Here is a 14,597-nt window from a genome sequence, read left to right on the forward strand (position 1 = left end):
GACCGCCCGATAGGATGGATGGCATGGCTGAAATGTTCCTTGAGAAGTTCCGTTCGCTGGTTCCGCTGTACCTTGAGGACGAGTGGCAAGTCGAGGACGGACTCACCGAGTCCGAGCTCGATGACGCACTGTCCGGGGTCCCCTCCCCGATCCCCCTGGTGCTGCGCGAGTTTTACCTGGCGCTGGGCGGCTGCGAGGACCTCATGGAGGCCTACCACTACTTCTTTGACCCGGACGAGCTGGAGATCGAGGACGGCTACCTCTTGTTCCTTGAGGACGAAGAGGAAAAATACGTGTGGGGCATCCGCGTGGACCAGCTCGAGGTCCCGGACCCGATCGTGTACCGCCGCCAGAACGCCCGCGGCATCTGGAAGTCCGAAGAAGGCACCTTCAGCGAATACGTCCTGGACATGTTCAGCTGGGTCTTTGACGAACTTTCCCCCGAGCTGAACAACTAACGCCGGTTTAATGGACGGGTTGTGGAAGTCGCACGCTCCGCAGGACTACCTCTGCCCGTTTTGCGAGCTGCTTGCCGGCGGCGACCTCTCCCCCGGCAACCGCTGCGTTCCAAGTGACCTGATCTACCGCACCGAGGCCGTCGCCGTCATCATGGCGTGCGACGGCTTTGGGCCCTACGGGGGCCACGCGATGGTCATCCCGGCGGACCACCATGAGGCGCTCTACGACCTTCCCGACGAGGTTGCAGCGCAGATCATGTTGGAAACCAGGCGCATTGCCCTGGCCATGAAGCTGGCGTGGAACCCCGAGGGAACCAGCACCCGGCAGCACAACGAACCTGCAGGGAACCAGCATGTGTGGCACTACCACCAGCACGTCTTCCCGCGCTTCCCCGACGACAACCTCTACGGCCACCTGCGCCATGCCGTCCCTCCGGCCGAACGCGCACAAAAGGCCGCCCAGTTGCGGGCGGCCCTTGGCGAGGGAGACCTGTGGGGCCAGGGCCCCGAACGGTTCCGTTTCTAGGTTTTTAGTGCGCGTGCCCTAAAGCTCGCGCGTCACCACGGCATCGGCAAACGCTGCCAGGGATTCCTTGACGGTACCCTCGGGCAACGGGGCCAGGGCCTCGATGGCGGCATCCGCCCACTGCCGGGCCACGCCCCACGCCTGGTTCGTGGCCGGATTGCCGGCAACGGCTTCCACTGCACGGGCCAGGGCCGCGTCCTCAGCCAGGTCGCCGTCAACCAGCTCCAGCACGGCGGCGGCATCCTTGTCGCCGGCGGCTGCGGCATCCCGCATGAGCAGGATCGGCAACGTCGGCACGCCCTCGCGCAGGTCGGTTCCCGGCGTCTTGCCGGAACGGATCTGCGCGCCGGTGACATCGATGACGTCGTCCGCCACCTGGAAGGCCACGCCTACCTTCTCGCCGTAGGAACGCAGTACCTCCACGAAGTTCTCCACCCCGCCGAAGAGCGCGCCGAAGGCACCGGAGGTCGCCAGCAGCGAGGCGGTCTTGTCGGAAATCACGTTCAGGTGGTGTTCGATCGGGTCTTCACCCTCGCGCGGTCCCACTGACTCGTGCAACTGGCCCAGGCACAGGCGTTCGAAGGTGCGTGCCTGCATGTGCACGGCCTCGGGGCCCAGCTCCGCGCCGAGCACCGAGGCGCGGGCAAAGATCAGGTCGCCGGTGAGGATCGCCACCGAGTTGCCCCAGACCTCGTGGGCCGTGGGTGCCCCGCGGCGCAGCGGCGCCGAATCCATGACGTCGTCGTGGTAAAGCGTGGCCAGGTGGGTCAATTCCACGATGGCCGCGGCCTTGATGACGTCCTCTGTCACGCCCTCGCCCAGCAGGGACGTGAGGATCACCAGCAGGGGCCGGATGCGCTTCCCCCCGGCCTCGACCAGGTGGCGGCTGGTGGCATCGATCAGCGGATCGGAGTTGGCGATGGCATCGCGCAACAGCTTTTCGACCTTGGCCAGGCCGGTGGCGATGGCCGGGCCGAACTCGGGATCCTGGGCAATCAGCCCAAAGCCGCCGGGGAGGTTGACGGCCGCAGCCAGCACGCCCGTCTCGGGGTTCAAATCAAAGGAGTCGTGCACGCCGTGTCCGGCAGCTGTCCAGTTTGTCTGGGAATCGGTCACTGTTCTAAGACTTACTATCTCTCGACGGTCGGCTCCAGCCGCGGCATGTGGCCGAATCTGGGTGCTGGTCGGTTTGCACCAGCTGCTCTAGTACATGGATCACTCTATCGCCATTCACTGCCCGGACGGCCTTTGTGCCCGGTGGTGGCAGGTCGGATGCCCCGTGCGGCGGCCCGGAGCGCGGGACTAGGCCAGTGGTTTGGTGGCCCGGTGCACTGCCACGATACCCCCGGAGAGGTTGCGGTAGCGGCATGCTTCCCAGCCGGCGTCCTCGATCCACGAAGCCAGCCCGTCCTGGGCTGGCCAGGCGCGAATGGATTCCGCCAGGTAGACGTAGGCGGTGGGGTTCGAAGAGATCTTCTTGGCCACCGGCGGAAGCGCCCGCATCAGGTACTCGGTGTACACGGTGCGGAACGGCGCAAAGGTGGGGTGTGAGAACTCGGCGATGACCAGGGTCCCGCCCGGCTTGGTGACGCGCAGCATCTCCGCCAGGGCCTTCTTGGGCTCATTGACATTGCGCAGGCCAAAGCTGATGGTGGAGGCATCGAAGCTGTTGTCCGCGAAGGGGAGGTTGGTGGCGTCCCCTGCCACGAAGTCGATGTCGGGGCGGCGGCGCTTGCCGACCTTGAGCATGCCCTGGGAGAAGTCGCACGCGACCACGCCGATGCCGGCGTCCGCGTATGGTTCCGAGGAGGTGCCCGTTCCGGCAGCGAGGTCAAGGACCCGCTGGCCGCGCTTGGCACCCACCGCGTCGACGACGATTTTTCGCCAGCGGCGGGTCTGGCCCATGGACAGGATGTCGTTCATCACGTCATAACGTGCGGCAACATCATCAAACATGGCTTGGACTTCTTCGGGGCGCTTTTCCAGCGATGCACGGCTCACCGTTTCATTGTCGCAAAGTTCGGCGGATAGGGGAAAACGCGCCTTCGAGCGCCAGCCGCGTGAGCAGCGACACGGTGCCTGCATGGAGGTCGTTTCCCGGCGGTAAGCTAGGCAGATCATGACTTCCCAACTTTCCGCCGTTCTGGGGGCACCTGCCCCGGGCGCAGTCCCGCAGTTGCGCTCGATCACCATCCAGCGACCGGCCATGAGCGAACACGGCCTGCTCGACTACGTCATCCGCGACGATTCCCTGGTGTGGTCCCGCCGGGGCGAGGGAACCGTTGGATTCGGCCAGGTCGCGCGTTTTGAGGCCTCCGGTCCCGAGCGCTTCGCCGAGGCACGTGCTTGGTGGGATGCCGTGGCAGCAGCCTCCGAGGTCGAGGACAATGTGAACCAGGCCGGCACCGGGTTAATCGCCTACGGCACCTTCGCCTTCTCGTTCAGCAGTTCCTACGTCTCCCGGCTGATCGTTCCCAGGATCGTGGTGGGCCGCAACGATGCCTGCAGCTGGATCACCTACACGGTTTCAGACCCCGCGGCCGAGCTGAGCGTGGAAGCGGCCGAGGCGGAACTGGCGGCGCTGTTGGAGGACTACTCCCCGGAACACGAACTGGGCACCGGCATCGACCGGCTCGTGGCCGGCCAGATTTCCGAGGAATCGTACCTGGAATCGGTGCGCAAGGGCGTCTCGGTCATCGAATCCGGCAGCATCACCAAGTTGGTCCTTGCCCGCGACGCCGTCGCCGAGCTTGGTTCGCCGATCGCCGTCGCCCAGGTATTGCGCCAACTGGCCCTTCGCTACAGCGATTGCTGGACCTATTCAGTGGACGGGCTCATTGGTGCGACACCGGAAATGCTGGTCCGGGTGCGCGGTGACATCGCCGAGGCCCGCGTGCTGGCCGGCACCCTGGATCGCGCCACCGCGCCGAGCGGAGACGCCGACTATGCCCACCGCATGCTCCTCGAGGACGAGAAACAGCGTCACGAGCACCAGCTCGCCATCGACTCGCTAACCGAGCAGCTTGGCCCGCTCTCCTCCGGCATGGACGCACCGGACGAGCCCTTCGTCCTGCAGCTTCCCAACGTCTGGCACCTGGCCTCGGATGTGAAGGCGACCTTGGCCGCCCGGGCGGACGGTTCGGTGCCGAGCATGCTGGATCTGGCGGAGGTCTTCCATCCCACCGCGGCGGTGTGCGGCACCCCCACCAAGGCAGCCGGGGTAATCCTGCGTGAACTCGAGGGCATGGACCGCGGACCGTATGCCGGCCCCGTGGGCTGGATCGACACGCGCGGCAACGGTGAATTCGGCATCGCCCTGCGTGGCGGGGTGATTGAATCCCCGACTTCCATCCGTCTCTATGCGGGTTGCGGCATCGTGGCTGCCTCGGATCCGGCGGCAGAGCTTGCCGAGTCCTGGGCCAAGATGCGTCCGATGCGCGAGGCCTTGGGTCTTTAGTGGGTCCGGGACGCCCAAGACAACAATTGCACAACGGCGCTTGTTTACCCACAGAAATAGTCTGTAGCCTGTGAGGCACATCTCATGGGTCTGCGCTTGCGGTTAGAATGATCTCCAACGCAAACCCTGCGAGCGATCACCTAGAGAAGGATCACACTCCAATGCGGATTTCATCAACCGTACTCAAGTCCCTGGCCGTGGCGGCAGTGGGCGCACTTGCCCTGACCGCCTGCGGCGGCAGCGAGACCCCCGCTGCTTCATCGGACGCCAACGCCCTGACCGTCCTCAACGCCGGCAAGCTGACCGTTTGCTCGGACATCCCCTACGAGCCATTCGAGTTCGTCAAGGACGGCAAGAACGTCGGCTTCGACATGGATATTGCCGCGGAAATCGCCAAGGACCTGGACCTTGAACTCAACGTGATCGATTCCAGCTTCGATTCCATCGAGTCGGGCCTCTTCCGCACCCAGTGCGACATTGCGATTTCCTCGCTGTCGATCACCGAGGCACGCAAGGGCAACATGGATTTCTCCACGCCGTACATGGATGACGACCTCACCCTGGTGGCCAAGGAAGGTTCCGGCGTGACCGACATTGAATCGGCCAAGGGCAAGAAGGTCGGCGTCCAGCAGGCCACCACGGGTGCGAAGTACGCCACGGACAACGGCCTTGACGCCATCGGCTACGAGGACTCGGGGCTTCAGATTGCATCCTTGAAGGCCGGCACCACGGTTGCCACCTTGGGGAACCAGTCGGTCCTGGGCTACGCCATCAAGGATGACCCGACGCTTAAGCGCGTCGCCGACTTCAAGACCGGTGAACAGCTCGGCATTGCCGTGCCCAAGGGTGGAACCGTGATGTTGGAGAAGGTCAACACCACCCTCAAGCGCCTGACCGATGACGGTTCGCTGGCTAGGTACCAGGAGACCTGGTTCGGCGCCACCAACTAACGTCAGCTACGTTTGACGCAAGCACTCACGCGAGGCCCCGGCTCCCGAACGGATCCAGGGCCTCGCTACCTTTCACGGAAGGCTTCAATCCCATGGCCATGACCACCCGTCAACGCGCCCGATTAAGCAAAATCATTCAGATCGTCATCTTTGTCGGCGTCATCGCGGCGGTGGTGCTGCAAGTCGATTGGAAGATCCTCGGCGAGAACTTCTTCGCATTCGACAAGCTCGGCCCGATCTTCCCCGACCTGATCACGGTCGGCCTCAAAAACACCCTGTACTACACCGTCATTTCCTTTGCCTTTGGCCTGGTCCTTGGGCTGCTCCTGGCACTGATGAAGATGGCCAGTTTCGCACCGTACCGTTGGTTCGCCACGGGATTCATTGAATTCTTCCGCGGGATTCCGGCGATCTTGGTCCTGATTACCTTCGGGTTCGGCGTTCCCACCGCTTTCCCCGGCACCAGCTGGCCGCAGCCCGTTGTTGTCATGGTGTCGCTGGGCCTGGTATCCGCAGCCTACATCGCAGAGACCCTTCGCGCGGGGCTCCAAGCTGTTCCCAAGGGACAGGTCGAGGCAGCCAGGTCACTCGGCATGCCCGCGTGGCGAGCCATGGTCACCATCGTGATCCCCCAGGCGTTCAAGATCGTTCTGCCTCCGATGACCAACGAGGTCATCTTACTGACCAAGGACTCGTCGCTGGCCTTCATTCTGGGCGCGAGCATGGCGCAGTACGAAATGACCAAGTTCGGTCGCGACGGCATCACCTCCCTCGGGGCCGGAATCACGCCGTTGATTGTGGCCGGCGCCCTGTACCTGGTGATCACCGTTCCCTTGAGCCTGATTGCCCGAAAGTTCGAATCCCGTTCTGCCCGGACGAAGCGATAGGGGAATTTCCTCATGACTGACAACAACACCCAAACCACGTTCAAGGCCTCAGGCGTGGATATCCGGGGCTTGCACAAGTCCTACGGCGACAACGAAGTCCTCAAGGGCATTGACCTGGAGGTCAAGCCCGGTGAGGTCGTGTGCCTCATTGGCCCCTCGGGCTCGGGGAAGTCGACGTTGCTGCGCTGCGTCAACGTCCTGGAACAGCCGAATGCCGGAGTCATCCACGTGGGTGGCTTCGAGGCCACCGACCTGGATGTGGATCTGGATCGGATGCGCCAAAAGGTCGGCATGGTCTTCCAGCAGTTCAACCTGTTCCCGCACCTGACCGTGATGCAGAACTGCACGGTGGCCCAGACCAAGGTCCTCAAGCGTTCCGCTTCAAAGGCGAAAGAAACCGCCCAGAAGAACCTCACCCGTGTGGGACTTGCCGACTTCGGAGACCGCTACCCGGACCAGCTCTCCGGGGGCCAGCAGCAGCGCGTGGCCATTGCCCGGGCACTGTCCATGGACCCGACGCTCATGCTCTTTGACGAGCCCACCTCGGCGCTTGACCCGGAGACGGTCGGTGAGGTGCTTGCCATCATGCGTTCGCTGGCCAAGGCCGGCATGACCATGCTGGTGGTGACCCACGAGATGTCCTTCGCCAAGGAGGTCGCCGACCGCGTGGTGTTCATGGACGGCGGGGTCGTGGTCGAAGAAGGTCCGGCTAAGGACGTCATCGGCAACCCGCAGCAGCCGCGCACCCAGGACTTCCTCAGGCGCGTGCTTGATCCCACCCACGTGGAGATTGCAGAGTAGGTCCTGCAGTAGTCGAAGGGCGGTTGGCATCCATGTGGATGCCAACCGCCCTTCGGTTCTTAATGCCCACCGCATTGGACGGCTTCGTGGCATTGGACCCGGCTTCGTGGCTTGCGCCTTGCCCCGGGCCCGGAACCCCGCCCCCGGGGACCGGAGCCTGCTGGGATGCCCTAGTGTGTTTCCGGCCAGTCCAGTTCGTTGATTCGGGCGGCAATGCCCGCGTGCATGGTGCGCAGTCCCGCACGTGGCACTGCGACCTCGATGATCCGCCGGATACCGGGGCTCTGCAGCACGTCCCTGAGTTCCTCGACGGTGTCCACGGACAGGTATTCCCAACCGTAGGCAGCGGCCAACGGCTGGATCCGGACCCGGTGCGGGGTGGCAAAGAGCCGTTCGACAGCATTGGCATAGCGTCCGGATTCCTCGACTGCACCGTGTTCGAGAGTCGAGAAGATGGCTCCGCCGGAGTCATTCAGGATCACCACGTCCATCTCTGGTTCAGGTTCACCCTCGCCGATCAGCAGACCTCCGACATCATGCAGGAACGTCACGTCCCCGACCAGTAGCGTGGTCTTTCGGCTCCCACGCGCCAGGGCGATACCCGTGGCGGTGGCGACGGTGCCGTCGATCCCGGCCAGGCCGCGATTCGCATACACCACGGCCGCGGCACCCTCCGCCGGTGATCCGCAAAGGTCTGCATCGCGGATGACATTTGAGGAGCCCAGAACCAGGTTTCCGCGGGACAGCTCCCAGACAACGCTGGCGACCAGGGGGCCATTCAGTCCACCGGTTGCGTCGATGGATTCCCTGATGCTCTTCTCCGCCTGCCGGCCCAGCTGCTGCCAATGCCCCAGCCAGCCTGCGGGAGGGAACCCGGCGAACTCCACCAGTTCGGCGGGGTCGGCGATGGGCTGCTCGCGCCTGCGCCCCGCTTCGAACCACGGGGCGGGGGCCGGCGACCACAGTGCCGAGGCGATCTCCGGGTTGCCCAGGAGCAGGCCCACCGGCCGGCTCAGCGTCGGTCGGCCGAAGAGGACCACACGTTCGATGCGTGCCAGGTGTTTGGCCAGCAGCGTTCGGTAGGGGCCAATGGCGTTGGGGCCGAAGCGTGCGTTGGAACTCGGCTCGGCAAAAAGCGGCAGGCCCAGGGCCCGTGCGAAGTCCTCGGCTTCTGCTCCTGCCCCGTGACCCGCAACCACCACGGTTCGATGTTCGGCCGCCGGCGCGTGGTTCCGCCACCCGTGGTCCAGATTCGCGGTGATGGCGACGGGCGGATGGGACACATTGGCAGCGAAATCCGGCAGCTTGTCCCCCGGGGCCGGAACCAGCGGATCGCGGAAGGCGACATTGATCTGCACCGGGCCAGGAGCAACCGTTTCGGATCCGCGCGCGGAAGCAAGGGCGGCCGCGAGCAGGGATTCCGGGTTCGCACCAGCCGGGATGGTGACGCTGCCGCGGACGTGGGCTCCGAACAGATCCACCTGGTTGGTGGTCTGGTTGGCACCGGTTCCATGCAATTCGGTGGGTCGGTCGGCCGAAAGCACCAGCAGCCTGGCTCCGACGTGGTTTGCCTCCATGACTGAGGGCAGCAGCTCCCCCACGGCGGTTCCCGAGGTCGTCACCACCGGCACCGGGGCACTGCTTGCCAGGCTGAGCCCCAGCGCGGTGAATCCTGCCCCGCGTTCGTCGATGCGCACATGCAGCCGAATGGTGCCCGCTGCCTCGGCCTCGGCAAGGGCGTAGGCCAGTGGGGCGCTGCGCGATCCGGGGCAGATCACCACATCGCGAACCCCGTGGTTCTGGAGTGCGGCCAGCAACAGACGGGCAACGTCAATGGAGGCGAGTTCGGGGACGGAATCAGTTGGCATGCCTTCCATCCTAATTCCGTCCCCGACCGGGCCTCGACCGGCTTCGAATGTCGGACAAGACAAAAGGCTCTCGGTCCAAACGGCGGCAAACCGTTGGGACCGAGAGCCTTTTGGGCCGAAGGGCTTCAGCTACCTACTTGTTCTTCCCGTTCCCCTTGGTCGAGGAGAAGACCTGGACCACCGAGGGACGCGGACCGTAGACCTCGCCGCGCTTGGCCTTGGAGGGGCTGAGCACGTAGTCGGGGAAGAAGGACGTCGGGTCCTGGAAGGTGCCGTTCTCGCCCGGGTGCTGGACGGCGACGAAGACCGAGCCGTCGCGGTCGTGGATCAGCGGTCCGCAGGTTTCCGCACCGGCCGGGACGGCCAGGAACTGCTCGACGCGTCCGCGCTCCGCGCCGGTCAACGTGACCTTGTGCAGGGCGTCGCAGTAGCCGATGGTGCCGGGCTGGCCGTCGGTGGAGATCCAAAGGTTGCCCTTGGAGTCGAATGCCAGGTTGTCCGGGCATGAGATCGGTGAGACCTTGTCCTTCGGGTAACCCGAGAAGTAGGTGCTTTCGTCCTTGGACGGGTCGCCGGCCACCAGCAGGATGTTCCAGGCGAATTCGGTGGCCGTCGCGTCGTTGTTGCGCTCGGTCAGTTCGATGACGTGGCCGTCGCGGTTCTTGGTCCGCGGGTTCGCCTCGTCGACTGTCGCCTTGCCGGTGGTGTCGCGCTGGGTGTTGTTGGTCAGCGCGATGTACAGCTTTCCGGTGACAGGGTTCGGCTCGACGTCCTCGGGACGGTCCATCTTGGTGGCACCGACCTTGTCGCCCGCCAGGCGGGTGTAGACGAGAACTTCCTCAACGCTCATGCCCGGAACCATGGAGGCGCCGTCCTTGACCAGCGGAATCCAGCTGCCCGAGCCGTCGAAGGCGCCATCGGTTGGCACTGCCGCCGAGCCGTCGATCTGGGCAGCCGGGGAATTGCCGGAGAACTTGGCAACGTAGAGGTTGCCCTCGGAGAGCAGCGTCATGTTGTGCTTGCGGTCCCCGCGGCGGTACTTGGCCTTGGAAACGAACTTGTAGACATAGTCGAAGCGCTCGTCGTCGCCCGAGTAGGCGACGACGCGTCCGTCATCGGCGATCCGCACGTTCGCACCCTCGTGCTTGAAGCGGCCCAGCGCGGTGTGCTTCACCGGGGTGGAGGTCGGGTTCTGCGGGTCGATCTCAACGATCCAGCCGAAGCGGTTGATCTCGTTCTCGTAGCCCGGGTTGTGGGCCGAGAAGCGAGGGTCCACGTCTTCCCAGCCGCGTTCGGTCGCCACATCGGACAGCCCGTAGCGCGCATCGGATGCCGAACCGGTGCCGCGGAAGTACTGGTTGAAGTTCTCCTCGCCGGAGAGCACGGTGCCCCACGGGGTGGTGCCGCCGGCGCAGTTGTTCAGGGTGCCCAGAACCGTGCGTCCTTCCGGGTCCGCAACGGTCTTGAGCAGGTCCGAGCCGGCCGCCGGGCCGTCGACCGCAAAGGGCGTGGTGGCGGTGATGCGGCGGTTGCGCTCGCCCCCGCGGACGTAGCTCCAGGGCGTGCCGCTCTTGACGCGCTTGACCTCGACCACGGAGAAGCCGTGGGCGGCCATGGCGATCTTCGCGGCCTCGGCCTTGTTGGCCGCGAACCAGGCGGGTTCGAACATCAGGTCTTCGTTGGTGTATTCGTGGTTTGCCACCAGCACGCCGGAGCGTCCCGAGTACTTGTCCACGATGATGTTCAGGTAGTCGTTGTTGTAGCCGAACTGGCCGGCCTGGCGCTTTTCGGTCTGCGCATTGATGTCGAATTGCGCGGTATTGTTGAACAGCGGGTCGCCCCAGCGGATGATCGTCGCCCAGTCGTAACCCTCGGGAACGGTGACGGCATCAACGGTGCGCGGCACCGGGGCAATGGCCTTGAACGCCAGCTTGCCGCCGCCCTTCGGGGCGACGAGGGTGTCGGCTTGGGCGGCGGTTGCGCCAACCGTTTCGACGCCGACGACCAGCGCCGCAGACGCCACGGCCCCAAGCCCCAAGATGGAGCGGCGGCTCAGTGCGGCATCGGCAATGTCCCGGAAGTAGCTGTTGTCACTGGTGTTGCAGACGTCCTTGGCGCACGCGTTGCCGCACTTGAAGTGGCAGGTTGCGGCATCGCGGTTGCCGCGGGTGTGGCCGAGCATGGGAAGGAAAGTACGTGTGAGGCTCATGGTTTTCTCCGTGCAACGCTATCGAGTGGATTACTTCGATTCCAGCGTTCCAGCGCCCGGTGAGCGGCTGGCCGCCGAAAGGTTAACGGCGGGCAACGGTCAGGCGTCGACTTCGACCCTTTGGGCTGAATTGTGAGGTGCGTCTCGCACAGGAGCCTTGCCGGGCTGCGTCCGCCTGTGGTTTGGTGCCGTGGCTAGTCGGTGCTCCGCTGCAGTTCCTCGAGGCAGCCGGCCAGCCGCTGGCGCCACCAGGTACGGCGTTCGGTTCCGACCGCATGCCTGCGCAGCAGCCGGGGGTCGGCGGCGATGTCCCGCAACTGCAGGGATCCGTTGACGGCGATGAACCTGTCGGTGGTGATGTCGGAGGAAAAGAGCGAGCCGGTTGCCAGCCCGCAGGCATAGGGCAGCTCCGGAAGCGCGGCCGCCAGGGCGGCACCCTGGCGCAATCCGATGGAAGTGTCCAGTGCCGAGGAAACCACCGCCGGCAGTCCGGCGTCCCGCACGATGTCGATGGCCCGGCGGACCCCGCCCAGCGGCTGCGCCTTGATGACGATCAGGTCCGCGGCCCCCGCCCGGGCCACCGCCAGCGGGTCGGATTCCTTGCGCACCGATTCATCCGCGGCAATCAGGATCCCGAGTCCGCGTCGCTGCACTTCTGCTCGCACGCGTGCCAATCCCCCGATGCCGGGAACCGGCTGCTCGGCGTATTGCAGCGAGAAGCCGGCCAGCGCCTCCAGCGCCTCCATCGCCGCTTCATGGTCCCACCCGGCGTTGGCATCGATGCGGATTGCCGCCTCGGGCAGCAACCGGCGGACCTCCGCCACGCGAGCTACATCCTGGGAGAGGTCCTGGCCCTTTTCGGCGACCTTGACCTTGATGGTGTGCGTTGCGTCGTAGGAGGCCAGGACGGCCTCTACCCGTTCCGGGCCCACTGCCGGAAGCGTGGCGTTGACCGGAACGCTTCCGCGCACCGGTTCCGGATAGCCTTCCCAGGCCGCTTCGATGGCCGAGCGCAGCCATGAAGATGCCTCCGGGGCCCCGTATTCCAGGAAGGGCGAGAACTCGCCCCAGCCGGCTGGCCCCTCAAACAGCATGGCCTCGCGGTGCCGCACCCCGCGGAATTGCACGGTCATGGGCAATGACACCACGTGCGAGGCGTCGAGGAGTTCGTCAAGGTCGGGCAGCTGGTTCATGGTTTCCAGCCTATCCGGCACAGCACCCGGGCAGTTCGCCGCCGTTTGCGCCCTCCGCCGTGGAACCCGGGCACCTGAAGGACCCATTTGGCCGGCGTCGCGGTGGGACAAAGCCCACGTTCCGGACCCACAGCGAGGAAATTGTGAAATCCTAATGACAATGAATCCCACCGCCCAGCAATCACCGACAGCCGCTCCGGGCCGTGCCTTGTGGCCCTGGTATGGCGCCCTGCTGCTTCTGGCTGCCGCATTTTGGGCGTGCTACAGCTTCTTCGTCACGACGAAATTGGGGCAGTGGATCGACGAAGCCGCGCTCCGGGGCGGAGAGGCATTCCTGGCTGCGGACAAGACCCGAGGCCCGGCACTGGCGTTCCTGGACCACATGCCCGCGGCATCGGCCCTTCTGGCCGCCGGGTTCATCCTCTTTGCCCTGGTGCGCCGGCACGACTTCGTCCGTCCGATCGTGGCCGGGGCGTTGTTGCTGGGCTCCGCAGGATCCACCCAGCTGCTCAAGCATGTGGTGCTGGAGCGGCCGGACCTGAACATCTCGGAGGCGTCGATGAATTCGTTCCCCTCCGGCCACACCACCTTTGCCGCCGCCGCCATGGCCACGATCTTCATTGTCACCCCGGTCGCGCACCGCCCCCTGCTGGCCTTGCTGGGATGGGGCTATGCCGCGGTTGCCGGGGCCTCCACCTTGGTGCTGGGCTGGCACCGTCCCAGCGACGTGATTGCGGCCTACCTGGTGGTGGCATGGTGGAGCGTGCTGGCGGGATTGTTCCTGCGCCACGCGCACGGCAGTTCCGCGGCACCGGCGACGACCGGCAACCAGACGCGTGCGGCGCCGGAGAGAATACTGCGCTTCCTGGCGATCCTCGGGATACCAATGGCAGCAGGTGCCCTGGCCCTGGCGGTGGCGATGCCGCACCCGGCCATCGGCACCGTGGGCAATGTGCAGCTACTGCTGTTCCTGGCTGTGGGACTGGCCCTGGTTCTGGGCACCGCCATGGTTGCGGGCCAGTTCGTCCACGTGCTCTTTGCGCGTTACGGGGCGCCCATTCGCCGGCGGTTCGTGCGCGGGATGAAGTAGCCGAAGATCCCTGCCCCCAGCAGCGCAACCCCGCCAATGGCCCAGATCCCGGCACCCAGGGTCGCAGAGGCCACGAGTGCCGCCAGCACCACCGGCCCGGCCATCGCCCCGGAGTCCGACATCAGTCGCCACAGCCCCAGGAACTTCGCCCTGCCGGCCACCGGAGAATAGTCGGCGCCGAGGGTCATGACGATGCCCGAACCGATCCCGTTGCCGAAACCCAGCAGCATGGCCACCGCCATCATCGCCGGCACGCCGTGGGTCATCGGCAGCAGGAACAAGGCCACTCCCATCACCACCATGCACGGCACCGCGATCCACACACGGCCTCGCTTGTCCATGACCTTGCCCGCGGGGTAGAAGATCAGCATGTCGATGGCTCCGGAGATCCCGTAGATCAGGGAGATGGTGGCGGCGTCCAACCCGAGGTTTTCACCCCACAGCGGGAGGACTACCTGGCGGGTTGAGCGCACCGCGGTGATGCACACGATGCCCAGCCCGATCCCCAACAGGATCCTCCATTGGTCCTTGGCGATGCTCCACATGGATCCGCCGGCGCGGCTTTGGCCGGCTTCCAACGGAGCGCGTGATGCCAGCTCCGGGATCCGGAAGCAGACGACCATCGCGATGAACATCGCTGCCATGCCCACCCAGTAGGCCCCCGCGATCCCCAGCCATTTCATGGCCAGCGTTGCAGCAAAGGGCCCGATGAACACACCGATGCGCATCACCCCGCCCAGTGTCGACATGGCCCTGGCCCGGAATGCCAAGGGGACCGCTTCGGCCAGATACGTTTGCCTGGCCAGATTGAAGACGGCACCGGCCATGCCCAGCATGGTGACGCCCACGGCAAACAAGCCAAGGTTGGAGGGCACGATGCCCAACACCATGCCCAGGGATGCCCAGCCTGCGGCAAAGACCATGGCCAGGCGCTCGCCGAATCTCGTCGTCAACATCGCGGCCGGGATGTTGGAGAGCAGGGCTCCGACGCCCACAAGGGTGACGATCAGGGCGGAAGTGGCCAGGTTGGCCCCGCGGTCCAGGGCCGACAGCGCAATGATGGGCGTGACGGCACCGAGTCCCAGCCCGTACAGCAGGGAAGGTGAGTACACTTTCACCGCGATCCGCCGCAGGTTGAAAGGTTCCTCACTCATACAT

General features: G+C 65.3%; 13 protein-coding genes. 7 read left to right on the plus strand and 6 right to left on the minus strand.

Annotated features, from left to right (window positions below):
• The first annotated feature begins 23 nt into the window (after window positions 1-23).
• Window positions 24-458 carry a hypothetical protein gene (locus tag ABD687_RS07490; protein ID WP_302265096.1) on the plus strand — a complete coding sequence of 145 codons (435 nt, stop codon included), beginning with the start codon at window positions 24-26 and terminating at the stop codon, window positions 456-458.
• 10 nt (window positions 459-468) lie between these two features.
• A complete protein-coding gene (locus ABD687_RS07495; protein WP_264271419.1) occupies window positions 469-984 on the plus strand; it encodes an HIT family protein in 516 nt (171 codons plus the stop codon).
• Between the two features lie 18 nt (window positions 985-1,002).
• Here the strand turns inward: ABD687_RS07495 and ABD687_RS07500 are convergent, their stop codons facing one another.
• Both ABD687_RS07500 and ABD687_RS07505 read right to left on the minus strand, forming a co-directional pair.
• The gene (locus ABD687_RS07500; protein ID WP_264271418.1) at window positions 1,003-2,100 is read right to left on the minus strand and encodes a polyprenyl synthetase family protein; all 1,098 of its coding nucleotides are present in this window, start codon (window positions 2,098-2,100) and stop codon (window positions 1,003-1,005) included.
• A 186-nt stretch (window positions 2,101-2,286) separates the two neighbouring features.
• The gene (locus ABD687_RS07505; protein ID WP_264271417.1) at window positions 2,287-2,985 is read right to left on the minus strand and encodes a demethylmenaquinone methyltransferase; all 699 of its coding nucleotides are present in this window, start codon (window positions 2,983-2,985) and stop codon (window positions 2,287-2,289) included.
• A 118-nt stretch (window positions 2,986-3,103) separates the two neighbouring features.
• On the opposite strand from ABD687_RS07505, the gene ABD687_RS07510 reads away from it, so the two are divergent.
• From ABD687_RS07510 to ABD687_RS07525, 4 genes are all read left to right on the plus strand, one after another.
• On the plus strand, window positions 3,104-4,441 hold the full coding sequence (locus ABD687_RS07510) for an isochorismate synthase (RefSeq protein ID WP_264271416.1): 1,338 nt from the start codon (window positions 3,104-3,106) through the stop codon (window positions 4,439-4,441).
• A gap of 161 nt (window positions 4,442-4,602) precedes the next feature.
• Window positions 4,603-5,391, plus strand: coding sequence for an ABC transporter substrate-binding protein (locus ABD687_RS07515; RefSeq protein ID WP_302265091.1), 789 nt, complete (start codon window positions 4,603-4,605; stop codon window positions 5,389-5,391).
• A 92-nt stretch (window positions 5,392-5,483) separates the two neighbouring features.
• Window positions 5,484-6,278, plus strand: coding sequence for an amino acid ABC transporter permease (locus ABD687_RS07520; protein WP_302265089.1), 795 nt, complete (start codon window positions 5,484-5,486; stop codon window positions 6,276-6,278).
• 12 nt (window positions 6,279-6,290) lie between these two features.
• Complete coding sequence (locus ABD687_RS07525; protein WP_302265087.1) at window positions 6,291-7,079, plus strand: amino acid ABC transporter ATP-binding protein; 789 nt, start codon at window positions 6,291-6,293, stop codon at window positions 7,077-7,079.
• Window positions 7,080-7,249: 170 nt separating this feature from the next.
• Here ABD687_RS07525 and menD read toward each other — a convergent pair whose 3' ends face one another.
• The 3 genes from menD to ABD687_RS07540 form a co-directional block, all read right to left on the minus strand.
• Window positions 7,250-8,947 (minus strand): 2-succinyl-5-enolpyruvyl-6-hydroxy-3-cyclohexene-1-carboxylic-acid synthase, encoded by a 1,698-nt coding sequence (gene menD, locus ABD687_RS07530; protein ID WP_302265085.1) that lies wholly within the window; start codon window positions 8,945-8,947, stop codon window positions 7,250-7,252.
• A gap of 133 nt (window positions 8,948-9,080) precedes the next feature.
• A complete protein-coding gene (locus ABD687_RS07535) occupies window positions 9,081-11,156 on the minus strand; it encodes a PhoX family protein (RefSeq protein ID WP_310292339.1) in 2,076 nt (691 codons plus the stop codon).
• Between the two features lie 194 nt (window positions 11,157-11,350).
• Window positions 11,351-12,349 (minus strand): o-succinylbenzoate synthase, encoded by a 999-nt coding sequence (locus tag ABD687_RS07540; protein ID WP_264271409.1) that lies wholly within the window; start codon window positions 12,347-12,349, stop codon window positions 11,351-11,353.
• 154 nt (window positions 12,350-12,503) lie between these two features.
• On the opposite strand from ABD687_RS07540, the gene ABD687_RS07545 reads away from it, so the two are divergent.
• Complete coding sequence (locus ABD687_RS07545) at window positions 12,504-13,439, plus strand: phosphatase PAP2 family protein (RefSeq protein ID WP_302265079.1); 936 nt, start codon at window positions 12,504-12,506, stop codon at window positions 13,437-13,439.
• On the opposite strand, the gene ABD687_RS07550 is transcribed toward ABD687_RS07545, so the two are convergent.
• On the minus strand, window positions 13,394-14,593 hold the full coding sequence (locus ABD687_RS07550) for an MFS transporter (protein WP_302265077.1): 1,200 nt from the start codon (window positions 14,591-14,593) through the stop codon (window positions 13,394-13,396). The two genes, ABD687_RS07545 and ABD687_RS07550, sit on opposite strands and share 46 nt — an antisense overlap.
• Window positions 14,594-14,597: the final 4 nt, after the last annotated feature.

Origin of the sequence: Paeniglutamicibacter sulfureus, from assembly GCF_039535115.1 — a bacterium.
Classification (GTDB): domain Bacteria; phylum Actinomycetota; class Actinomycetes; order Actinomycetales; family Micrococcaceae; genus Paeniglutamicibacter; species Paeniglutamicibacter sulfureus.

Excerpts from the sequence above, each read along its gene's own strand:
- ABD687_RS07490 (WP_302265096.1), top strand. The coding sequence starts at position 24 with ATGGCTGAAATGTTCCTTGAGAAGTTCCGTTCGCTGGTTCCGCTGTAC.
- ABD687_RS07495 (WP_264271419.1), top strand. The coding sequence starts at position 469 with ATGGACGGGTTGTGGAAGTCGCACGCTCCGCAGGACTACCTCTGCCCG.
- ABD687_RS07510 (WP_264271416.1), top strand. The coding sequence starts at position 3,104 with ATGACTTCCCAACTTTCCGCCGTTCTGGGGGCACCTGCCCCGGGCGCA.
- ABD687_RS07515 (WP_302265091.1), top strand. The coding sequence starts at position 4,603 with ATGCGGATTTCATCAACCGTACTCAAGTCCCTGGCCGTGGCGGCAGTG.
- ABD687_RS07520 (WP_302265089.1), top strand. The coding sequence starts at position 5,484 with ATGGCCATGACCACCCGTCAACGCGCCCGATTAAGCAAAATCATTCAG.
- ABD687_RS07525 (WP_302265087.1), top strand. The coding sequence starts at position 6,291 with ATGACTGACAACAACACCCAAACCACGTTCAAGGCCTCAGGCGTGGAT.
- menD (WP_302265085.1), bottom strand. The coding sequence starts at position 8,947 with ATGCCAACTGATTCCGTCCCCGAACTCGCCTCCATTGACGTTGCCCGT.
- ABD687_RS07535 (WP_310292339.1), bottom strand. The coding sequence starts at position 11,156 with ATGAGCCTCACACGTACTTTCCTTCCCATGCTCGGCCACACCCGCGGC.
- ABD687_RS07540 (WP_264271409.1), bottom strand. The coding sequence starts at position 12,349 with ATGAACCAGCTGCCCGACCTTGACGAACTCCTCGACGCCTCGCACGTG.
- ABD687_RS07545 (WP_302265079.1), top strand. The coding sequence starts at position 12,504 with ATGACAATGAATCCCACCGCCCAGCAATCACCGACAGCCGCTCCGGGC.
- ABD687_RS07550 (WP_302265077.1), bottom strand. The coding sequence starts at position 14,593 with ATGAGTGAGGAACCTTTCAACCTGCGGCGGATCGCGGTGAAAGTGTAC.